The 21,717-nt window shown below is 74.6% G+C and carries 14 protein-coding genes; 5 read left to right on the forward strand and 9 right to left on the reverse strand.

What is annotated here, in order from left to right; genetic code table 11:
* Position 1: 1 nt before the first annotated feature.
* Complete coding sequence (locus GA0070608_RS03065) at positions 2–2,326, reverse strand: bifunctional diguanylate cyclase/phosphodiesterase (protein ID WP_245715673.1); 2,325 nt, start codon at positions 2,324–2,326, stop codon at positions 2–4.
* Between the two features lie 206 nt (positions 2,327–2,532).
* Between GA0070608_RS03065 and GA0070608_RS03070 the strand changes: the two genes are divergently transcribed.
* Positions 2,533–2,910: a PH domain-containing protein gene (locus GA0070608_RS03070; protein WP_091621259.1), complete on the forward strand. Its 378-nt coding sequence runs from the start codon at positions 2,533–2,535 to the stop codon at positions 2,908–2,910.
* 21 nt (positions 2,911–2,931) lie between these two features.
* Here the strand turns inward: GA0070608_RS03070 and GA0070608_RS03075 are convergent, their stop codons facing one another.
* Positions 2,932–3,858 (reverse strand): 2-hydroxyacid dehydrogenase, encoded by a 927-nt coding sequence (locus tag GA0070608_RS03075; RefSeq protein WP_091621261.1) that lies wholly within the window; start codon positions 3,856–3,858, stop codon positions 2,932–2,934.
* Positions 3,859–4,062: 204 nt separating this feature from the next.
* Here GA0070608_RS03075 and GA0070608_RS03080 point away from each other — a divergent pair, with 204 nt between their 5' ends.
* The 3 genes from GA0070608_RS03080 to GA0070608_RS03090 all read left to right on the forward strand — a co-directional run bounded on the left by GA0070608_RS03080 (position 4,063) and on the right by GA0070608_RS03090 (position 8,753).
* The gene (locus tag GA0070608_RS03080; RefSeq protein WP_091621263.1) at positions 4,063–5,877 is read left to right on the forward strand and encodes a SpoIIE family protein phosphatase; all 1,815 of its coding nucleotides are present in this window, start codon (positions 4,063–4,065) and stop codon (positions 5,875–5,877) included.
* A 68-nt stretch (positions 5,878–5,945) separates the two neighbouring features.
* Positions 5,946–7,121 carry a PQQ-dependent sugar dehydrogenase gene (locus GA0070608_RS03085; RefSeq protein ID WP_091621265.1) on the forward strand — a complete coding sequence of 392 codons (1,176 nt, stop codon included), beginning with the start codon at positions 5,946–5,948 and terminating at the stop codon, positions 7,119–7,121.
* A gap of 57 nt (positions 7,122–7,178) precedes the next feature.
* Complete coding sequence (locus GA0070608_RS03090) at positions 7,179–8,753, forward strand: metallophosphoesterase (protein WP_091621267.1); 1,575 nt, start codon at positions 7,179–7,181, stop codon at positions 8,751–8,753.
* A gap of 36 nt (positions 8,754–8,789) precedes the next feature.
* Here the strand turns inward: GA0070608_RS03090 and GA0070608_RS03095 are convergent, their stop codons facing one another.
* The 6 genes from GA0070608_RS03095 to ligA all read right to left on the reverse strand — a co-directional run bounded on the left by GA0070608_RS03095 (position 8,790) and on the right by ligA (position 19,771).
* Positions 8,790–11,159, reverse strand: coding sequence for a transketolase-like TK C-terminal-containing protein (locus GA0070608_RS03095; protein WP_091621269.1), 2,370 nt, complete (start codon positions 11,157–11,159; stop codon positions 8,790–8,792).
* 154 nt (positions 11,160–11,313) lie between these two features.
* The gene (gene gatB / locus GA0070608_RS03100; RefSeq protein WP_091621271.1) at positions 11,314–12,813 is read right to left on the reverse strand and encodes an Asp-tRNA(Asn)/Glu-tRNA(Gln) amidotransferase subunit GatB; all 1,500 of its coding nucleotides are present in this window, start codon (positions 12,811–12,813) and stop codon (positions 11,314–11,316) included.
* A 13-nt stretch (positions 12,814–12,826) separates the two neighbouring features.
* Positions 12,827–14,311 carry an Asp-tRNA(Asn)/Glu-tRNA(Gln) amidotransferase subunit GatA gene (gatA, locus tag GA0070608_RS03105; protein ID WP_091621273.1) on the reverse strand — a complete coding sequence of 495 codons (1,485 nt, stop codon included), beginning with the start codon at positions 14,309–14,311 and terminating at the stop codon, positions 12,827–12,829.
* On the reverse strand, positions 14,308–14,613 hold the full coding sequence (gene gatC / locus GA0070608_RS03110; RefSeq protein ID WP_091621275.1) for an Asp-tRNA(Asn)/Glu-tRNA(Gln) amidotransferase subunit GatC: 306 nt from the start codon (positions 14,611–14,613) through the stop codon (positions 14,308–14,310). The genes gatA and gatC overlap by 4 nt, the downstream gene beginning before the upstream one ends.
* A gap of 178 nt (positions 14,614–14,791) precedes the next feature.
* Entirely contained in the window at positions 14,792–17,479 is a 2,688-nt protein-coding gene (locus tag GA0070608_RS03115) for a GGDEF domain-containing phosphodiesterase (RefSeq protein ID WP_091621276.1), read from the reverse strand.
* Between the two features lie 156 nt (positions 17,480–17,635).
* Positions 17,636–19,771, reverse strand: a complete 2,136-nt coding sequence (gene ligA, locus GA0070608_RS03120; protein WP_091621279.1) for an NAD-dependent DNA ligase LigA — start codon at positions 19,769–19,771, stop codon at positions 17,636–17,638.
* A gap of 198 nt (positions 19,772–19,969) precedes the next feature.
* Here ligA and GA0070608_RS03125 point away from each other — a divergent pair, with 198 nt between their 5' ends.
* Positions 19,970–20,500, forward strand: coding sequence for a type II toxin-antitoxin system PemK/MazF family toxin (locus tag GA0070608_RS03125; RefSeq protein WP_091621281.1), 531 nt, complete (start codon positions 19,970–19,972; stop codon positions 20,498–20,500).
* Between the two features lie 135 nt (positions 20,501–20,635).
* Here the strand turns inward: GA0070608_RS03125 and GA0070608_RS03130 are convergent, their stop codons facing one another.
* On the reverse strand, positions 20,636–21,646 hold the full coding sequence (locus GA0070608_RS03130; RefSeq protein WP_176733621.1) for an ADP-ribosylglycohydrolase family protein: 1,011 nt from the start codon (positions 21,644–21,646) through the stop codon (positions 20,636–20,638).
* Positions 21,647–21,717 lie beyond the last annotated feature (71 nt).

Here is a 21,717-nt window from a genome sequence, read left to right on the forward strand (position 1 = left end):
GTCAGCGCGAGGCCGACGGGAACTCCTCGAAGTACGCCTCGACCCGCTCCGCCGTGGCCGGGCGGGCCAGCGCGAAGCCCTGCCCGTACCGGCAGCCGGCCCGCCGCGCACCGTCGACGAGGCTGACCGACTCCAGTTCCTCGGCCACGATGTCCAGCCCCAGCCGGTCACCCACGGTCACCACCACGTCGATCAGCGGACGCTGCGGGTCCGCCGGGTCCACCAGCTGCGGGCCGACCTTTAGCAGGTCGATCGGCAGCCGGCGGAGCTGCGCCAGCGAGGCGTGCTCGGCCCGGAAGTCGTCCAGCGCGGTGTGCACCCCCAGCGACCGCAGCCCGGCCAGCCGGGCCACCACGGTCGGCAGCTCGGCGCCCACCCGGGGCTCCGCCACCTCGACCACCAGCCGGTCCGGCGACACCCCGTACGCGTCCAGCACGGCCGCCGTCCTGGGCACGAAGTCCGGCGCGGCCAGCTCCCGCACTGTCACGTTCACCGCCATCCAGAGCTGCCGGCTACCCGCCGACCAGGCGGCGAGCTGCCGGCAGGCCCGGTCCAGCATCCAGCATCCCAGCTCACCCACGATGTCGAGGTCCTCGGCCACCGGCAGGAACTCGCCGGGCAGCACCGTGCCGAGCACCGGGCTACGCCAGCGCAGCAGCGCCTCCGTGCCGACCGGCTGCCGGTCGGTCAGGTCGAGTATCGGCTGGTAGACGAGGTCCAGCTCGCCCCGGGCGACCGCCCCGGGCAGCTCCCGTTCCAGGTCGAGCCGGCGGACGAGCTGCTCCTCCAGGTAGGCGTCGTACCACTCGACCCGGTCCCGGCCGAGCTGCACGGACCGGCGCCGGGCCAGGTCCGCCTGGCGCAGCACGTCCTCCGGGGTGCCGCCGCCGACCTCGGCCAGCCCGACACCCACCCGCAGCCGCAGCACCCCGCCCGCCACCTGGTAGGGCTGGGTGAGCGCGGCCAGCAGCCGGGTGCCCAGCGCGTACGCCAGCACCGGGCCGACCTCGGTGACCACGGCGAAGCCGGTGGCGGTGACGTCCGCGAGCAGGTCCCGGGGGCCGACGACGGCGCGGGCGCGGCGGACCACCTCGGCCAGCACGTCCTCGCGGACCTGGCGCCCGTCGGAGGCGGCGCCGGGGCCGTGCAGGTCCACGACGAGCAGGGCACCGGTGGGGGCCGGCGCGTCCCGGAGAGCGGCGAGGGCCCGCAGCAACGCCGGCCGGTCCACCGGCGTGCCGGAGGGGTCCGGGTCCGCCGACCGGTGCCGGGCCGGCGGGCCGTCAGGGCGGGCCGGCGGGCCGTCAGGGCGGGCCGGCGGGCCGTCAGGGCGGATCGGCTGTACCGGGGAATCCGGCCGGAGCAGGTCGCGGAGCACCAGCGCCGGGGCCAGCGCCAACGCGAGCAGGACCGCGGTGAGATCCGGCGACTCGCCGTCGCGGAGCTGCCAGCCGGTGGCCGCCACGGCGGTGGCAGCCGGGACGACGACACGGGGCCACCTCCTGGCCGACACGGCCGGTGGGTCCGGTTCCGACCGGGTCACCCGCCGCGCTCCCGCCGCCGTCAGCAGCACCCCGCCCACCAGCGGCGGTACGGCCAGCAGCACCGCCGGATCCGGCGCCGCGCCCACCGCGAGCGCGGCCAGCAACACCAGCCCGGTCAGGGTGAGCGCCGCACCGACCTGGCAACGGGCGACGCCGGTCCGCCGGTGCGGCCCCGTCAGCACGGTCAGCACGGTCAGCCCGAGCCCGCCCAGGGCCACTGCCACGGCGAGCCGGACCGGCGTGTCGAGACGGTCGCGGGGCAGCAGCAGCCAGCCGGCGAGGACCAGCCCCAGGCCGGCGGCGGTCGCGTCGACGGCCCCGCGCAGCCGGACCCGGGCGGACGGGCCAGGCCCCCGCCCCCGCGCAGCCGGCGGCAGACCCGCGGCGAACAGGCCGGCGGCGGCAGCCAGCCCCGACCCGACGACGGCGGACCGGTGGCCCGGATCGGCGAGCGGGAGCACAGCGGCGGTGAGCCCTGCCGTCACCACCGCGGCGTCGAGCAGCACGGCGACGCGGCGGGGTGGCGCCGTACGCCGGCGGGCTGCCCGGGACCTGGCGGAGACCTGCTCGGGGATGAAAGCCGGCGGCGGGGCGGCGGCGAGCCGGGAGAGCCGCGTGCCGGCCAGGGCGGAGCCGGCGGCGCCGCCCAGCGCCACCACGGCCAGGGCGGGCAGCCGGCCGGCCACACCGGCGAGCAGGAGCAGGGCGACGGCGGCGAGGACGACGGTGTCCGGCACGGCGGGACGGGTGATGGACGCGCGTTGCGGATAGGCGAGGGGCACGGCGGTCGCCTTCGTGAGGGGGCACGGGCGGTGCGACGGTGCGGGGCGCCGGACACGGGGTGAGTCCACTGCCCACCACTCGGAAACGAACAGACACGAGGGCGGTGACGCCGAGTCGAGAGTGATCCTTGTCACTGCCGGTTCGCGGCGGGCACCCGGCGACGCCCGGCGCATACCGGTACCGGCGGGGGTGGGATCATCGGGAGGTGAGCAGCTCCGGCACCATCCAGTTCCGGCACCACCAGGCGATCCTGGCCGCCGCGATCGTCGCCTTCTTCGGCGCCCTGCCGTTGGCCGGCGCGCGGTGGTACCTGCTGCCGGTGCTGCTCGTCCCGCTCGCCGTCGCGGTCTGGGCGTGGCGGTCCGGCACCGACGCGGACGCCCGCGAGCTGCGCGTGCGGGCGCTGCTCGGGCAGCGCCGGATCAGTTGGGACCGGGTCGTCGCGCTGGCCGCCGACCCGCGCGGCCGGGCGGTCGCCCGGCTCGACGACGGCCAGCGGGTGCCGCTGCCGGCCGTACGCGGCACCGACCTGCCCCGGCTGGTCTCGGCCACCGGCCAGACCCTGCCCGAGACGGCCGACTGAACACCGCCGGGCCGGCGCCGCTCAGTAGCCGTCCACCACCGTGTTGATCAGTGGCTCGCCGGCCGCGAACCGGCGGACCTGGTCGCCCACCAGCCGGTACGCGCGCGGCAGCAGGCCGCGTACCGATCCGGCGACGTGTGGCGTGAGCAGCACGTTCGGCATCGTCCACAGCTCGTGGTCGGCGGGCAACGGCTCCGGATCGGTGACGTCCAGCGCGGCCGAGATGCGGCCGGTACGCAGCTCGGCGACCAGCGCCCCGGTCCGGGCCACCGGCCCACGGGAGGCGTTGACCAGCAGCGCCCCGTCGCGCATCGCGGCGAGGAACCTCTCGTCGACCAGCCCCCGGGTGCGCTCGGTCAGCGGCACCAGCAGCACCACCACGTCGGCCTCGGGCAGCAGCGCCGGCAGTTCCTCGACGCCGTGCACGCCCTGCTCCGGGCGAGCGGTCCGGGCCACCAGGGTGAAGCTCACCTCGAACGGCGCGAGCCGGTCCCGTACCGCCGTGCCGATGGAGCCCGCCCCGACGATCAGCACCCGCTTGCCGGCCAGCTCGTCGGTGGGCGCCACCTCGTCGTACGCCCAGTCGCGCCGGGCCTGCGCGCGGGCGAGGGCGGGGAAGGCACGCAGCTGGGACAGGATCGCCGCGACCACCCACTCGGCGGTGGACGGGTCGTGCACGCCCCTGGCGTCGCAGAGTGTCACCCCCTGCGGGACCCGGCCGGCCCACGCGTCCGCCCCGGCGGAGAGGAGTTGCACCACCGCCAGGTCGGGCAGCTCGCGCAGCAGCGCGGTGGCGTCCCCGCCGGCCAGGAAGGGCGGCACCCAGAACCGGACGCCGGCCGCCGGTCCGGGAAGCCGGGACACGTCCTCGACCACCTCGACGGTGACCTCCGGCGGCAGCTCGCCGAGCAGCGTACGGCCGGCCGGGTGCGGGATCCATACCTTCACGCCCGCCGACGATAGGCCCCCGGCGGGTCCGCCGGCCTGGCGGGGCGGCTTCCGCCACCCGGACGCACTACCCACCGACGCCGCCGTGATCAGGTTGACTGCCCGCCGGCCGGGGCGATCCGGCGCCGGACGGGGTATAACCGGACGGGGTACGAGAGGGACCGGAGCGCCGGTCGGCCTCCATCCGGCACAGACAGGTGGTCAATGATCGACGGCTCCCGCGACGACGCCCCGGAGCGGGCGGACCGGATCCCGGCGCTCCGCGACCCCGATCGGCTGCGTTCCCTCGCCGAGACCCGGCTGACGGCCGCCCCCGACGAGGCGTTCGACCGGTTCGCCCGGCTGGTCGGGGATTTGCTCGACGTGCCGGTCGCCCTGGTCTCCCTGGTCGACACCGAACGCCAGTTCTTCCCCGGCGAGGTGGGGCTGTCCCGGCTGTGGGCCGCCCGGCGGCAGACCCCGCTGAGCCACTCGTTCTGCCAGCACGTCGTCGACCTCGGCACCCCGATGGTGCTGCCGGACGCCCGGCTGCACCCCGCCCTCCGGGACAACCTCGCCGTGCCCGAACTGGGCGTGGTGGCGTACGCCGGGATGCCGCTGACCGACCTGGAGGGCCGTGTCCTCGGCTCGCTCTGCGCGATCGACGACAAGCCACGCGACTGGACCGCCGAGCAGTTGCGGACGCTCGCCGACCTGGCCGCCGCCTGCTCCTCGGAGCTGCGGCTGCGGATCGCCCTGGAGGGCGCCGAGCAGGCACGGCGACGCGTCGAGGAGGCCAACGGCCGGCTTGAGCTGCTGGCCGGGCTGGCCGGGACGCTGGCCGGGACGCTCGACGTGACGACCGTGCTGCGCCGCCTGCGCCACACGATGGTTCCGCTGCTGGCCGACTGGTCCCTGGTGACCCTGGTCGGGCCCGACGGGGCGCCCCGCGACGTGACCGCCTCCCACCGCGACCCGGCCCTGGCAGCGGACGTCGCCCGCTTCGCCGAGCTGATGCGGACGGGGCTGAGCCCCGACTCGATCACCCGGGCGGTGCTGCGGACCGGGCGGCCCGTGCTGGGCGCCGCCGGCAGTCTCGACGACGTGCGGCGGGGCGCCATCGGGCCGGAGATGCCGGAGCTCGCCGCGCGCCTGGGCTTCGCCTCGCACCTCAGCGTGCCGATCACCGACGCCGGGCGGGTACTCGGCTGCATCACCCTGGTCAACGGCCCGCAGCGGCGGCACTTCGACGACAGCGACCTGCTCGTCGCCCAGGACGTCGGCCGCCGGGCCGGACAGGCGATCGGCAACAGCCGCAGGTACGGCGAACAGCGGCACGTCGCGCACGTGCTGCAGGACAGCATGCTGCCGCAACTGCCGGTCACCGAGGACCTGGAGCTGGCGGCCCGCTACCAGCCGGCGGCCGACCGGGTGGAGGTCGGCGGCGACTGGTACGACGCCTTCCGCCAGCCCGGCGGGGAGCTGATCGCGGCGATCGGCGACGTGGCCGGGCACGACATCGAGGCCGCGGCGACCATGGGACAGCTGCGCAACCTCGTCCGGGGCAACGCGTACGGCCGGTCCGACGCGGTCGACGAGCTGATGAGCCGCCTGGACGAGACGATGCGCGGGCTGCGCATCCCGGCCGCGGCCACCGCGACGCTGGTGCGGCTGCGCGCCGACGAGGCTGGTGGCCAGCGGGTCACCTGGTGCAATGCCGGCCACCCCGCGCCGCTCGTGGTCCGGGTCGGGGGCGCGGTGGAGCTGCTCGCCGGAACACCGGAGCCGCTGCTCGGGCTGAACCGGCCGGTGCCCCGCACCAGCCGGCACACCCACCTGGCCGCCGGTGACACCCTGCTGCTCTACACCGACGGCCTCATCGAGCGGCGGGACCGGTCCATCGACGAGGGGATCGCGGAGCTGACCGCCCGGCTGGTCGGCACGGACGGGCTGCCGTTGGACGCGCTGTGCGACCTGCTGCTGACCACCGCGGACCACCGGGAGGACGACGTCGCGCTGCTCGCCGTCCGGGTGACCTGACCACGCCACCCGGCCGGTCCGATCCCGTCGGCCCCGCCGGGGCGCCTCGGCGGGCTACCCTGGGCCGGGTGAGCGCCCGTCCCCCGTACCCTCGCACCCGTCGTCTGCGCACGGCCCTGGCGGCCTCGTGCGCGGCACTTCTGTTGACGGCCGCCGGTTGCAGCCTCGGCGAGCCGGAGCCCGACCCGGCCGGTGAGCCACCCACCTTCCCCACCCCGTCGGCGACGGCGAGCCCCGGCGACGGCGGCCAGGAGGTGGTGACCACCGTGCTGGCGAAGGGCCTGCGGGTGCCGTGGGCGATCGCCTTCCTGCCCGACGGCGCGGCGCTGGTCACCGAGCGGGACAGCGGCCGGATCCTGCGGGTCGGCCCCGAGTCGGGGCCCGACGGGCTGAAGGTCACCCCGGTGCAGACCATCGCAGACGTGGCGGCCTCCGGTGAGGGCGGGCTGATGGGCATCGCCGTCTCGCCCGACTACCAACGGGACAAGTCGGTCTTCGTCTACTACACCACCGAGCGGGACAACCGGATCGCCCGGCTGGAGCTGGGCGGCACGCCCACCCCGATCCTGACCGGCATCCCCAAGGCCGGCATCCACAACGGCGGCGGCCTCGCCTTCGGCCCGGACGGCCTGCTCTACGCGAGCACCGGCGACGCCGGCGACCAGCCGCAGGCGCAGGACGCCAAACGGCTCGGCGGCAAGATCCTGCGAATCACCAGGGACGGCAAGCCCGCGCCCGGCAACCCGTTCCCGAACTCCCCGGTGTGGTCCCTGGGCCACCGCAACGTCCAGGGCATCGCCTGGGACCCCGGCAAGCGGATGTACGCCGTGGAGTTCGGCCAGAACACCTGGGACGAGATCAACCAGATCACCAAGGGCCGCAACTACGGGTGGCCGACGGTCGAGGGGCGCGACGACGACAAGCGTTTCGTCAACCCGGTCACCCAGTGGCCGACGTCGGACGCCTCCTGTTCCGGGCTGACGGCCACGGACCGGCTGCTCGTCACCGCCTGCCTGCGCGGCAAGCGACTCTGGCTGGTCGAGCTGACCGACACCGGCACCGTCCTCGGCCAGCCGCGCGAGCTGCTGACCGAACGGTTCGGGCGGTTGCGGGCGGTGGCCGCCGCTCCCGACGGCTCGATCTGGGTGAGCACCTCCAACCACGACGGGCGGGGCAACCCGGTGCCCGAGGATGATCGGCTGCTGCGGCTGGTCTTCGCCGGCGGCGGGGCCGGCCGGAGCTGACGCACCGGCGTACCCGGGTTTCCCAAGATCCCTCAGTGGGCAGGTCAGAATCTCACCATGGACGGCCAGGAGAACGAGCAGCACGCGAACCGGGACGAGGACGCCCCGGCGACGGGTCACGCCCCGCGCCGGGCGCCCTGGCGGAGGGCCGGCGACCGGACCGGCCGGCGGGCCCTGCGCGTGAGCGGGGTGGCCCTGGCGGTCCTCGTCGTCGCCCTGATCGGCGTGGTGATCGGCGTACTCGCCGGCGGCCGGGTGAGCACCGACATCGGCCCGTTCCAGGCCGACCTCACGGTCGCGCCGGCGCTGGGCGGCGGCACCACGGTCGACATCCCGCCACTGGGAGCGCTGTTGCTCGACAGCCACGACGGTCCGACCCACCTGACGGTGGAGCTGGGCGCGCTGGACCAGAGCCGCACCGAGGCGCTGCTCGACGACCCGGCGAGCATCAACCGGGCGAGCCAGTCGGCCGTCGACGACGTCCGTAAGGGCGTGCTGCGGCTCGGCCTGCGGACGCTCGCCTCGGCGGTGCTGGTCACCCTGCTGCTGGCCCTGCTGGTCTTCCGCGACACCCGCCGGGCGGCCTGGGCCGGCGGGCTGGCGCTGGTGATCACCGCCGGCAGCCTCGGCGCCGCCGCGGCGACCATCCGGCCGGAGTCGATCGAGGAGCCACGCTACGAGGGGCTGCTGGTCAACGCGCCCGCGATTGTCGGTGACGCCCGACGGATCGCGAACGACTACACCCGGTACGCCGAGCAGCTCCAGCGCATCGTCGGCAACGTCAGCCAGCTCTACACCACCGTGTCGGCGCTGCCGGTCTACGAACCCGCCCCCGGCACCACCCGGGTGCTGCACGTCTCCGACATGCATCTCAACCCGACCGGCTGGCAGCTCATCCGCACCGTCGTCGAGCAGTTCGGCATCGACGTGGTGATCGACACCGGGGACATCACCGACTGGGGATCTGAGCCGGAAGCCTCCTACGTCGGCTCGATCGGCCTGCTGAAGAAGCCGTACGTCTACATCCGGGGCAACCACGACTCGGGGCGGACCGCGGCGGCCGTGGCCCGCCAGCCCAACGCGATCGTGCTGAACAACACGACCACCACGGTCGCGGGGCTGACCATCGCCGGCATCGGTGACCCGCGCTTCACACCCGACAAGAACACCTCACCGGCGGGCAGCGGCCTCACCCAGCAGACCGCGGACCAGCTCATCGGCGTCGGCGACCAGCTCGCGGCCACGGTACGCAGTTCGCCACGACCGGTGGACATCGCGCTGGTGCACGACCCGGCCTCGGCCGGCCCGCTGTCGGGCACCTGCCCGCTGGTGCTCGCCGGGCACACCCACGCCCGGCAGGTGTCGAAGCTCCCGGAGCTGCCCGGGCAGCAGCCCACCCAGCTGATGGTGCAGGGCTCCACGGGCGGCGCCGGCCTGCGCGGCCTGGAGGGCGAGAAGCCCACCCCGCTGTCGATGAGCGTGCTCTACTTCGACCAGGACAAGCTGCTCCAGGCGTACGACGACATCACCGTCGGCGGCACCGGGCAGGCGCAGGTGAACCTGGAGCGGCACGTCGTGGAGGTCCCGAAGGCCGGTGCGCCCGTCCCGGTCACCCCCACCCCGACCCGCTGACCCGTCGCGCCGCCCGCTCCCGGAAGCTCCTGCGGATCAGCGCAGGGACAGGGCCGCGAGGGCCGCGTTCACGATGCTGCCGGGCAGCAGGTCATGCAGGTCGTAGAGGTCGTGGACGCTGCCGGACTGGCCGAACTCGTCCACGCCCAGTGGCACCGCCGGGGCAGCGAGTGCCGAACCGAGCCACGCCATGGCGTGCGAGGCGGCGTCGTGCACGGTGACCACCGGCACCCGGTCGGCGAACGCCGAACGCAGCGCGCCCGGCACACTCGGCACGGTGGCGGTGCGTATGCCTTGGCGCAGGGTGCGCTGCCAGGCCCGGTAGAGCCGGTCCAGCGAGGTGACGTCGACGACGTGCGCGGCGATGCCCTCCTCGGCCAGCTCCGCCGCCGCCGCGAGCACCTCGGGCAGCACCGCGCCGGAGGCGGCGAGCTGCACCACCGGGGCGTCGGCCAGGTGCGGGTACGCCTTGTGGGCGTCGACCAGCCGGTACGCCCCGGCGACCGCCTGCCGGCGCAGCACCGCGTCGCCGAGCCGGGCCCGGGCCGCCTCGAAGGGCGCCTGGTCGATGGGGCGGGTGCTGAGCCGGAAGTAGTACGCCCCGTCCTCGGCGGGAGCGGCCGTCGCCGACGGGGTCGCCCCGCCGGCCATCTGGCCCAGCGCGTCGCAGAGCAGCCAGTCCAGGGTGGTCGCGTACGCGGGTTCGAGGAACGTCACCCCCGGCAGCTCCAGACCCACCGAGGCGGTGATGGTCGACTGGTGGGCACCGCCCTCCGGGGCGAGCGTGATGCCCGACGGGGTGCCGGCGACCACGAACCGGGAGCCGGAGTAGGTGCCGTACAGGAACGCGTCCAGGCCACGCAGCACGAACGGGTCGTAGACCGTGCCGACCGGCAGCAGCGGCTGCGCCGACAGGTCCCACGACAGGCCGAGCTGGCCGAGCAGCAGGAACAGGTTCATCTCCGAGATGCCCAGCTCGATGTGCTGGCCGGCGGGGCTCTCCGTCCAGCGCAGCATCCGGTCCTCGGTCCAGGCACGCTGCTCGGTCGGCGCGAAGACGCCGGTCTTGTTGAGGAAACCGGCCAGGTTGGTGGAGGTCGCCACGTCCGGCGCGGTGGTCACCAGGTAACGGCCCACCTCGGGATTGCGGGCCAGCTCGACCAACACCCGGCCGAAGACCTCCTGCGTCGAGATCGGCTTGTTGGCCCGTACCCGCGTGCTCTCCGGAACGGTGACGCCCAGCGCCCGCTCTCGGGGCGCGCGGGACAGCGCCTCCCGGCGCTCGCCGGCCCGGATGCCGGCCGGGGACGCCGGGTCGAGGCGGTCCCACTCGGTCTCCCGCGTCAGGCCACGCGCGGCACGCAGCGCGTCGACCTGCTCGGTGGTGAGCAGCGCCGAGTGGTTGCGCGGGTTGCCGGCGATCGGCAACCCCCACCCTTTCACGGTGTACGCGAAGATCACGCTGGGCCGGTCGGTGACGGCGTCACACTGGGCGTACGCGTCGAGCATCGCCGCCATGTCGTGCCCGCCCAGGTCGGTGACGAGCGGCCCCAGCTCGTCGTCGCCGATGCCCGCGATGAACGCCTCGATGCCCTCGGGCGCGCCGTCGAGGAACTGCTTGCGCAGCGCCGCGCCGGTGAGCCCGAACAGCGACTGGTACTGCTCGTTGGGCATCGCGTCGATCCAGTCGCGCAGCGCCTCGCCGCCCGGCCGGGCGTACGCCTCGGCGAGCTTGCGGCCGTACTTGACCTCGACCACGTGCCAGCCGGCGGCCTCGAACTGGCCCCGCCACTGGTTGATCCGCACCCCGGGCACCACCCGGTCCAGCGACTGCCGGTTGAAGTCGACCAGCCACGTCACGTTGCCCAGGCCCGTGGTGGCCGGGTCGGCGACGGCCTCCCAGATGTTCCCCTCGTCCAGCTCGGCGTCGCCGATCAGCGCGACGAACCGGGAGTGCGGGCGGGCGCCGAAGTGCGCGTCGACGTAGCGGCGGGTCGCGGCGGCGAACAGTGGCGCCGCCGCGCCGAGCCCGACCGAACCGGTGGAGAAGTCCACCTCGTCCGGGTCCTTGGTCCGCGACGGGTACGACTGGAGCCCGCCCCGGGCGCGCAGCCGCGTCAGGTAGGAGCGGTCGAGATTGCCCAGCAGGTACTGGATGGCGTGGAAGACCGGCGAGGCGTGCGGCTTCACGGCCACCCGGTCCTCGGCGTCGAGGTGCGCGAACCACAGCGCCGTCATCGCGGTGACCAGCGAGGCGCTGGACGCCTGGTGCCCGCCCACCTTCACCCCGTCGCCGGTGTCCCGGTCGTGGTTGGCCGCGTCCACGATCCGGGTCGCGAGCCAGAGCACCCGCTGCTGGATCTCGTCGAGGATGTCGAGGTCGGTACGGGACGCCTGCTCGTTCACGGTGGCTCCATCCAGGCGTCGCCGTTGACGCCTCGCGAGGGGTGGGGTGCGCTACACCGACCCACGCCGATCGATCATGAGGTGGACGGCAGTCTGGAGATCGACGACTGCCGTCAACCTCATGATCGACGCGGGTCGGACGGGGTGGGGCAGGTCAGGACTGGGCGGTGAGGCGCTCCAGGATCAGGTCGCGGACGGTCTTGGCGTCGGCCTGGCCGCGGGTGGTCTTCATGACCGCGCCGACCAGCGCGCCGGCCGCGGCGACCTTGCCACTGCGGATCTTGTCGGCGATGTCCGGGTTGGCGGCGATCGCCTCGTCCACGGCTGCGGTGAGCGCGCCCGTGTCGGAGACGACCTCCAGGCCCCGGTTGCTCATGATCTCGGTCGGCGAGCCCTCGCCAGCCACCACGCCCTCCAGGACGGTGCGGGCCAGCTTGTCGTTGAGCTTGCCGGCGTCAACCAGGCCCTGGAGCTCGGCGACCTGCCCCGGGGTGGCCCCGATGTCGGCCAGTTCCACGCCGGTCTCGTTGGCCCGCCGGGACAGCTCGCCCAGCCACCACTTGCGGGCGGCGGCCGGGGTGGCGCCGGCGGCGACCGTGGCCTCGATCAGCTCGACCGCGCCGGCGTTGAGCACGGACTGCATGTCCCCGTCGGAGAGACCCCACTGCTCCTGGAGCCGGCGCCGGTGCAGCCGGGGCAGCTCGGGCAGGGCGGCCTTCAGCTCGGCGACCCAGGCGGTGTCCGGTGCCAACGGCACCAGGTCGGGCTCCGGGAAGTACCGGTAGTCGGTCGCCGTCTCCTTGGACCGGCCCGGCGTGGTGTCACCGGTGTCCTCGTGGAAGTGCCGGGTCTCCTGGATGATCCGGCCGCCCGCGTCGAGCACGGACGCCTGCCGGATGATCTCGGACCGGACGGCCCGCTCGACCGACCGCAGCGAGTTGACGTTCTTGGTCTCCGTGCGGGTGCCCCACTCCTCGCCGGGCAGGTTGAGGGAGGTGTTCACGTCGCAGCGCAGCGAGCCCTCCTCCATCCGCACGTCGGATACGCCCAGTGAGCGGAGCACGTCGCGCAACTCGGTGACGTACGCGCGGGCCACCTCGGGGGCCAGCGCGCCGATGCCGGGAACCGGCCTGGTGACGATCTCCACCAGCGGGATGCCGGCCCGGTTGTAGTCGACCAGCGACTCGGTGGCGCCCTGGATGCGCCCGGTGGCGCCACCGACGTGCAGCGTCTTGCCGGTGTCCTCCTCCAGGTGCACCCGCTCGATGCCGATCCGCACCAGTTCGCCGTTCACCTCGACGTCCAGGTAGCCGTCGAAGCACAGCGGCTCGTCGTACTGGCTGATCTGGAAGTCCTTCGGCATGTCCGGGTAGAAGTAGTTCTTCCGCGCGAACCGGCACCACTCGGCGATCGAGCAGTTCAGCGCCAGGCCGATCCGGATGGTCGCCTCGATGGCGGCCCGGTTGGCGACCGGCAGCGAGCCCGGCAGACCCAGGCAGACCGGGCAGACCCGGGTGTTCGGCTCGCCACCGAAGTCGGTCGGGCAGCCGCAGAACATCTTGGTGTTCGTGCCCAGCTCGACGTGGGTCTCCAGGCCGATCACCGGTTCGTAGCGCGCGACGACCTCGTCGTACGCGGGCAGTGTCGTCGTCATCTGAGCTCCTGCCTCACAGTGCCGGTGGGGTGAAGGTGCCGACGACGCTTTCCAGCGCGGCGGCGACCCGGTACATCCGGTCGTCGGCCATCGTCGGGGCCATGATCTGGAAGCCGACCGGCAGCCCCTCGGAGAGCCCGCACGGCACCGAGATGCCCGGCCCGCCGTACAGGTTCGTCGGGATGGTGAACAGGTCGGCCAGGTACATCTGGTACGGGTCGGCGGTGCGCGCGCCGATCGGGAACGCCACGAACGGGGTGGTCGGCGAGATCAGCGCGTCGACCCGCTCGAAGGCGGCGGTGAAGTCCCGGGTGATCAGCGTCCGGACCTTCTGCGCCTGACCGTAGTAGGCGTCGTAGTAGCCCGACGAGAGCGCGTACGTGCCGAGCATGATCCGGCGCTTGACCTCGGCGCCGAAGCCGGCCTCCCGGGTCAGCGACATGACCTCCTCCAGCGACCGGTTGCCGTCGTCGCCGACCCGCAGGCCGAACCGGACGCCGTCGAACCGGGCCAGGTTGGAGGAGGCCTCGCTCGGGGCGATCAGGTAGTACGCCGGCAGCGCGTACCTGAAGTGGGGGCAGGACACCTCGACGATCTCGGCGCCCAGCTTGGCCAGCGCGTCGACCGACTCGTGGAACGCCGCCATCACGCCCGGCTCGGCGCCCTCGCCGACGAACTCGCTGACGATGCCGAGCTTCACGCCGGTCAGGTCGCCGGTCGCGCCGAGCCTGGCGGCGGCCACCACGTCCGGTACGGGCTGTGGGATCGAGGTGGAGTCGCGCGGGTCGTGCCCACCGATCACCTCGTGCAGCAGCGCCGCGTCCAGCACGTTCCGGGCGCAGGGGCCGGGCGTGTCGAGGGAGGAGGAGAACGCCACCAGACCGTATCGGGAGGTGCCGCCGTAGGTGGGCTTGGCGCCGACGGTGCCGGTGACCGCGCCGGGCTGGCGGATCGAGCCGCCGGTGTCGGAGCCGATCGCCAGCGGCGCCTCGTACGCGGCCAGCGCCGCGGAGCTGCCACCGCCCGAACCACCGGGAATGCGGCTCAGGTCCCACGGGTTGTGGGTCGGCCCGTACGCCGAGTATTCCGTGGAGGAGCCCATCGCGAACTCGTCCATGTTGGTCTTGCCGAGCATCACCGTGCCGGCGGCGCGCAGCCGCTGCACGATCGTCGAGTCGTACGGCGGACGCCAGCCCTCCAGGATCTTCGACCCGACGGTGGTCGGCACGCCCTTGGTGGTCAGCACGTCCTTCACGGCGACCGGCACACCGGCCAGCGGGCCCAGTTCCTCACCGGCGGCGCGGCGGGCGTCGACCTCGGCGGCAGCGGCGAGCGCGCCCTCGGAGTCGACGTGCAGGAACGCGTGCACCCGGTCGTCGACGGCGGCGATCCGGTCCAGGTGTGCGCGGGTGACCTCGACGGCGGAGGCCTCACCGGCGGCGACGAGCCCCGCGATCTCCGTCGCGGTCAGTCTGGTCAGGTCACTGCGCTCGCTCATGACGCCACATCCTCATCCAGGATCCGCGGTACGCGGAACCGCTGTGCCTCGGCGTCGGGCGCACCCGACAGCGCCTCCTGCGGGGTCAGCCCGGGCACCACGACGTCGTCCCGCAGGACGTTGGTCAGCGGCACCGAGTGCGACGTCGGCGGGATGTCCGCCGCGGCGACCTCGCCGACCTGCGCGACCGCCTGGAGGATCACGTCGAGCTGGCCGGCGAAGGTGTCCAGCTCCTCCTCCGTGACGGCGAGCCGCGACAGTCGCGCCAGGTGCGCGACCTCCTCGCGGGAGATGGCGGCCATCGGTGCCCCCTTCGTGACGGTGCTGTGGGTCGGACCGGTGTCGGCCGCGCGGCCGAGGTGCGTGACGCGCGGTGACCGGAGCGAGTCTATTGTTCCGCCCCGGCGGCGCGTCCCCGACTCCCCCTTTGGCGGGGCGGGGCGTCGTCCGCCGACCCGCCGCGCCTGCGGGACGGGTGATTCAGCGGGCGTGCCGGCGGGGAATCTCCGCGTCGGGGCTGGGCGTCGGGCGGACCGGCCGGTAGCGGGCGAGCCAGCCGGCCAGTTCCTCGGCCGGCATCGGCCGGGCGTAGAACCAGCCCTGCGCCGCGTCGCAGCCCGCCGCGTACAGCATGCGCCAGGTGCGCTCGTCCTCGACGCCCTCGGCGACCACCCGTAGCCCGAGCGCCTTCGCCAGCTCGATCGTCGACTTGACGATGGCCGCGTCGTCGGCGTCCTCGGCCATCCCCAGCACGAAGGAGCGGTCCACCTTCACCTCGGACAGCGGCAGCCGCCGCAGGTGCTGGAGGGAGGAGTAGCCGGTGCCGAAGTCGTCCAGCGCGATGCCCACGCCGATCCGGTGCAGTCGGGTGATGGTGGCCAGCACCCGACGCGGGTCGGCCATCAGGGCGCCCTCCGTGATCTCCAGTTGCAGCCGCTGCGGCGACACGCCGTACCGGGCGAGCCGGTCGGCGATCTGGTCGGCGATCTCGCCGGTGTGCAGGTCCCGCACGCTGACGTTGAGCGCCGCCGGCAGATCCATTCCGGCGGCCGACCACTTGGCTAGCTGTTCCACCACGTCGTCCACCACCCGACGGGTGAGCAGCCGCATCACCGCGCTCTGCTCGGCGACCCGGATCAGCTCCTCCGGGTCCACCATCCCCCGGCGGGGGTGCCGCCAGCGCAGCAGCGCCTCCACGCCGACCACCTCGCCGGTCGCGATGGCGACCTGCGGCTGGTAGTACATGGTGATCTCGCCCGCGTCGACGGCCGGGTCGGGGTCCGCGACGCGCCGGCCGGCCGCGTCGAGCCGGGCACCCCGCCGGCCCGCCGGGACGCGGTCGCCGCCGCGATCCGCCGCGCCGTCGTCGGCGGGCGGACCCTGCCCGCGTACGACCGTGGCACCCGGCCTGCCGGGGCGCCCGACGCCGTCGCGGCGGCCGGGGCCGTCGCCGTGGTGGGGACCGGCGCCGCGGTCGGGGTCGGGTTCCGGAGCGGCCACGGCCCGGCGGCGGATCGGGTCGGCGGCGGTGACGATCCGGTTGATCAGCTCGTCGGTGTGCGGCGGCTCCGGCCGCTGCCTGCGACGGCGCAGCCGCCAGCGGCCGGCCCCGGGGGCGAGGCCCACACCCTCGGCCGGGAGTTCGGCCCCGTCCCCGCCCCGCGCGCTGACGGCCCGCCCGTCACCCCGCGCGCCGCCGGCCCGCCCGTCACCCGGCGGGCGGCTGCCCGACGTCGGCCCCGCCCCGACGGCCACCGCCCCGTCACCCGCGACGGCCACCGCCGCGTCGCCCCGAACGGCCACCACCCCGTCGCGCGGGGCACCGTCACCGCCCACGCCCGCCACGGGCGGGTCGCCGGCCGGGCGGCCCGCCTCCAGCACCCGGCGCAGGTCCGCGAGCAGGGCGAGCCGCTCGGCGGAGTTGTGGTCGGACTCGGCCGCGTAGACCGCCACGGTGTCGTTGCGGTGCTTGGCGTCGTACATCGCCACGTCGGCGTGGCGCATCAGGGTCGCGAAGTCCTCGCCGTGCTCGGGGAAGAGCGCGACGCCGATCGAGCCGCCCACGTCGAGCGGCAGCCCGTCCAGCGACACCGGTTCGGCCAACGCGCGGACCACCCGGCCGGCGAGCTCGCGGGCTTCGTCGACGTCGGCCAGGCCGGTCATCACGATGGCGAACTCGTCCCCGCCCAGCCGGGCGACCATGCCCTCACCGACCACGTCGGTCAGCCGGGCGCTCACCTCGACCAGCAGCCGGTCCCCCACCGCGTGCCCGAGCGCGTCGTTGACGTTCTTGAACCGGTCGAGGTCGATCAGGAGCAGCGCCAGCCGGGCACCGGGCTCGCCGCGGGCCGCCCGTTCGGCGTGCAGGTGCACCTGCTCGCCGACCTCGGCCAGCAGCGCCTTGCGATTGGGCAGGCCGGTGAGCGGGTCCAGGGAGGCGAGCTGCTGCTGCTCGACGCTGAGCCGGGCCATCCGGTAGACGGCGAACAGCGGCACCAGCACCAGCGGGATCAACGCCGCGCTGGCCCGCGCCGCCGTGACCAGCACCGGGGCGAGCAGCAGCAACGAGCCGGTGGAGAGCAGCTCGAAGCCCAGCCCCTGCCGCAGGCTGGGCCACCACCGGTCGCCGAAGCGCAACCGGACGGCCACGCTGACCAGCGCGTAGTTGACGGCGAACCAGGCCACCGTCGCGCCGCCCACCGCCAGCACATCCGTCCCACGCAGCCGCCCGCCGTCGAAGATGCTCCCGGGCCCCAGCCAGGTGACCGCGTACGCGGCGCCCAGGGCCCCGGCGTACTGGGCGGCGTTGAAGGCGGTCCGCCACGGCGCATGGCCCATCCGCCAGCCGGAGACGACCACGGCCACCGCCTGCACCAGGATCGCCGGGCCGAACCCCCAACCGAGCAGGATGGCGAAGGTGAAGCAGGTGGACGGGAAGACGGCGGAGGTCTGCCGGCGGCCGGGCGGGACGAACGGGCGCGCGTCACAGCCGACGGCCAGGGCCGCCATCACCCAGAACGCCACCGGCAGTCGCGGCAGCTCCGCCGGGAGGTCGAGCAGCGGCCGTACGCAGAGCACCGCGGCCAGCGCGACCACCGACCAGACGAAGACGAAGAACGGGCGGGTCCGGCCAGGCGGAACGGAGTTGCGCGAGTCTGCGGCCTCCATCACACCTCCCGAGGGCTCGTTCCACGGGGCGTGACCCGGTCGCACGCCGTGCCACCAATGAAACGCCCTCCGTGTCGCAATGCCCGACACGACAGTCGCGAATCGGTCGTAGTCGTAATTAAGTTGGTATCTCGACCTACCCTGCCGGGCCGGCGGTCACTCCTCGGTGCGGGCGACCTCCCGGGCGGCGTCCGGGCCCGCGTCGAGCAGCACCCGGAAACCGTCCTCGTCCAGGATCGGCAGCTTCAGGCCCGCCGCCTTGTCGGCCTTCGAGCCGGGATTCTCACCCACCACGACGAAGGACGTCTTCTTGGAGACCGACCCGCTCACCTTGCCGCCCCGGCTCTGGATCGCCTCGGACGCCTGGTCGCGGCTGAACCCGGCCAGCGTGCCGGTGACCACGACGGTGAGCCCCTCCAGCGGGCGTGGCCCCTCGTCGACCGCCTCCTCGGCCATCCGTACGCCGGCCTCGCGCCACTTGCGGACCACCTCGCGGTGCCAGTCGACGGCGAACCACTCGCGGATGCTCGCCGCGATCGTCGGCCCGACGCCGTCGACGGAGGAGAGCTCCTCCTCGCTGGCCTGGTCGATCGCCTCGATGGAGCGGAAGTGCCGGGCGAGCGCCTGCGCGGCGGTGGGGCCGACGTGCCGGATGGAGAGGCCCACCAGCACCCGCCACAGGTCGCGCTCCCTGGCCACGGCCAGGTTGTCCAGCAGCTTGACGGCGTTGCTGCCGAGCGTGCCGTCCTTGTTGACGAAGAAGGGCGACCGGGCGAGCTGCTTCTCGTCCAACGAGAACAGGTCACCCTCGTCGGTGATGACCTCAGCGTCGAGCAGCGCCGCCGCACCCTTGTAGCCGAGCGCCTCGATGTCGAACACCTTGCGGCCGGCGAGGTGGAAGACCCGTTCCCGCAGTTGGCCGGGGCAGGTGCGCGAGTTGGGGCAGCGGATGTCGACGTCGCCCTCCTTCGCGGGTGCGAGCGGCGTGCCGCAGGCCGGGCAGGTGGTGGGCATGACGAACGGCCGGGCGTCGGCGGGGCGCAGGTCGACCACCGGGCCGAGCACCTCGGGGATCACGTCGCCGGCCTTGCGCAGCACCACGGTGTCACCGATCAGGACGCCCTTGCGCTCGACCTCCCGGGCGTTGTGCAGGGTGGCGTACGCGACGGTGGAGCCGGCCACCTTGATCGGCTGGAGCACGGCCCGGGGCGTGACCCGGCCGGTGCGCCCGACCTCGACGTCGATGTCGAGCAGCTTCGTGTTCACCTCCTCCGGTGGGTATTTGAAGGCGATCGCCCAGCGCGGCGCCCGGCTGGTCGAGCCGAGCCGGCCCTGGATGGGGACCGGGTCGACCTTGACCACCACGCCGTCGATCTCGTGCTCGACGTCGTGCCGGTGCGCGGCGTAGTGGGCGATGTATTCCGCGACACCGGCCAGGTCGGGCACCACCCGCCAGCGGTCGCTGGTCGGCAGCCCCCACGCCTTCAGGGCCGTGTAGGACTCGGACTGCGTCACCGGCCGGAAACCACGGCGGGCGCCGATGCCGTGCACCACCAGCCGCAGCGGCCGGGACGCGGTGATCCGCGGGTCTTTCTGGCGCAGGCTGCCGGCAGCGGCGTTACGCGGGTTGGCGAACGGTGGCCTGCCCTGCTCGACCAGCCCGGCGTTGAGGTCGGCGAAGGCGGCCACCGGGAAGTAGATCTCGCCTCGCACCTCGACGAACTCCGGCACGTCGGGGAACTCGGCCGACGTGGCGAGCTGGCCCGGCACGTCGCGGATGCTGCGCACGTTGGCGGTGACGTCCTCGCCGGTGCGGCCGTCGCCGCGGGTCGCCGCCCGGACCAGCCGCCCACGCTCGTAGGTGAGGTTGATGGCGAGCCCGTCGACCTTCAGCTCGCAGAGGTAGGGCACCGGCCCGCCCGCGTCCCGCTCGACCCGCTCGACCCAGGCCGCCAACTCCTCGTCGGCGAAGGCGTTGTCCAGGGAGAACATCCGCTCGGCGTGGGCGACCGGGGTGAAGTCGGTGGAGAAGGTGCCGCCGACCCGCTGGGTCGGCGACTCCGGGGTGCGTAGCGCCGGGAACCGCTCCTCCAGCGCCTCCAGCTCCCGCAACTGCCGGTCGAACTCGGCGTCGGCGATGGTCGGCGCGTCCAGCACGTAGTAGCGGTACTGGTGTTCCGTCAACTCCTGGCTGAGCGTGGCGTGCCGTTCCCGGGCATCGGGGGTCGGCTCGGCGCCGGCCGCCGCCTCCTGTGCCGGAGTGACCTGCTGGGGAATGGCTTCCTCGGACACCGTGCGCCTCCCGTGATTCCGCTGTCCCGGAACCGTATCGGGCCGGTGGGACAATCCGCCGGCCACCCGCCGCGCCCGAGCGGCGACGGGGCCGCCGGCGTGCGAGGATCGCCGGACGGCGGGGCCGCGCGGGCAGGTCCGCCGCACCGTCGAACCCGCGGCGTCCGCGCCGCGCCCACTGACGAGGCGGAGGTACGGATGCCGGACTGGCTGCTCTGGGCGGCGGCGATCGTGCTGGCCGTGGCCGCCGGCTGGGCGTGGAACGAACGGCGGCGGGGCGACCGTGACGTCGGAGCGCGCCCGCCCCGGCGTCCGGGTACCCGGCCCGGCCGCAGGACGCCGCCGGGCGGCCCCGGCCGGTCCACCGCGCCACCCCGACCGCGCACCGCAGAGCGGTCCCCCACCGGGGCGCCGCGTCCCGGCGAGATCTGGTGGGCCGAGGTCCCGTACGCCGACGGCACCGGCTCGAAGGTGCGGCCCTGCCTGGTGCTGCGCGCCGACAGCGTGGGCGCCGACGTCCTGAAGATCACCAGTCAGGACAAGAGCACCCGGGACGACCACGTGCGCATCCCGACCCGGGAGTGGGACACCGACGCCGACCACGACAGCTTCGTGGACCTGGCCGAGCCGGCGCACGTCCCGCTGGCCGACTTCTCCCGCCACGCCGGCGCCTGCGACCCCGCCCTGTGGCGCCGCATCCGCCGCCTCCCGCACCTCCCCGGCGCCTGACCGCTGTCCCTGCCGGCCCTCCTGAGGACGCCCGTCCCGGAGACCCGGCCCGTCCCGGAGGCCCGGCCCGTCCCGGAGACCGCCGTCCTGGAGGCCCGGCCCGGCTCGCCGCCAGGCCCGGCCGGGCCGCCAGGCTCAGGCGGGGTGGTCCCAGGCGCGGGCAAGGGTGTCGAGCTGGTCGGCGTACTCGATGCGGGTGGCCCATCCGGCGGGCCAGGCCGCCATGCCCCGCGCGGTGCCGACGAAGGCGCCGGCCAGGGCGGCGATCGAGTCTGAGTCGCCGGCGGTGGTGGCACCCCGGGCCAGCGCGGCCACCGGGTCGTCGGCGTGCCGGATCGCGCAGAACAGGGCGGTGGCCAGCGCCTCCTCGGCGATCCACCCCTCGCCGGTGTGCCGGCACGGGTCGCCGCCGTCGTCCGGGCCGGCGAGAGCGGCGTCGAGGCGGCCGAGGACCGCGAGGCACTCGTCCCAGCCCCGGGCGATGAAGTCCTCCGGCGCGTCCACGCCGGGGCGCTGCCAGAGGTCGCCGAGCCAGTCGGCGCGGTAGACCCGCCGCTGGTCGCGGGCCCGGTCGACGAGCAGCCGGGGCAGCTGCGCCAGCGCCGTTCCGTCGCGCAGCAGCCGCACCGCGTACGCGGTCAGCTCGCTGGCCGCGAGGCCCGTCGGGTGCCCGTGGGTCAGCCCCGCCTGGAGCTGGGCCAGCCCGGCGAGGGTGTCCAGGTCGACGTCGACCAGGCCGATCGGGGTGACCCGCATGTTGGCCCCGCAGCCCTTCGAGCCGGCGACCGTCGCCTCCTGCCAGCGCATCCCGCGCCCGAGTTCCGCGCAGGCGCGCAGACAGGTCATGCCCGGCGCCCGGTTGTTCTCCGGGCTGGCCGCCCAGGCGAGGAAGCGCCCCCGCAGCAGCGGCTCGACCGCCTCCGGGGTCAGCGCCGGGGCGTCGTGCAGCGCCCAGCCGACGGCCAACGCCATCTGCGTGTCGTCGGTCACCAGCGCCGGGTCGCCAGCGAGGTCACGCGGGCCGGCCGGCCCGTAGCGGCGAACGATCTCGGCGACGGTCAGGAACTCGGTCGGCTTGCCCAGCGCGTCACCGTAGGCGAGGCCGAAGAGGGAGCCGGCGGCCCGCCGGAGCGAGGTGTCGATCATTCCCGCGATCATGCCGCCCGCACGCAACCCGCACCACCCGACAGCCGCCATCAACGTCGTCGAGCCCGTTC

The organism is Micromonospora peucetia (assembly GCF_900091625.1).
GTDB classification, from domain to species: Bacteria; Actinomycetota; Actinomycetes; order Mycobacteriales; family Micromonosporaceae; genus Micromonospora; species Micromonospora peucetia.

Bases quoted from the DNA above. Each gene is read 5' to 3' on its own strand.
- GA0070608_RS03080 (WP_091621263.1), top strand. From the start codon at position 4,063: ATGATCGACGGCTCCCGCGACGACGCCCCGGAGCGGGCGGACCGGATC.
- GA0070608_RS03090 (WP_091621267.1), top strand. From the start codon at position 7,179: ATGGACGGCCAGGAGAACGAGCAGCACGCGAACCGGGACGAGGACGCC.
- gatB (WP_091621271.1), bottom strand. From the start codon at position 12,813: ATGACGACGACACTGCCCGCGTACGACGAGGTCGTCGCGCGCTACGAA.
- gatA (WP_091621273.1), bottom strand. From the start codon at position 14,311: ATGAGCGAGCGCAGTGACCTGACCAGACTGACCGCGACGGAGATCGCG.
- gatC (WP_091621275.1), bottom strand. From the start codon at position 14,613: ATGGCCGCCATCTCCCGCGAGGAGGTCGCGCACCTGGCGCGACTGTCG.
- GA0070608_RS03115 (WP_091621276.1), bottom strand. From the start codon at position 17,479: ATGGAGGCCGCAGACTCGCGCAACTCCGTTCCGCCTGGCCGGACCCGC.
- GA0070608_RS03125 (WP_091621281.1), top strand. From the start codon at position 19,970: ATGCCGGACTGGCTGCTCTGGGCGGCGGCGATCGTGCTGGCCGTGGCC.
- GA0070608_RS03130 (WP_176733621.1), bottom strand. From the start codon at position 21,646: ATGATCGACACCTCGCTCCGGCGGGCCGCCGGCTCCCTCTTCGGCCTC.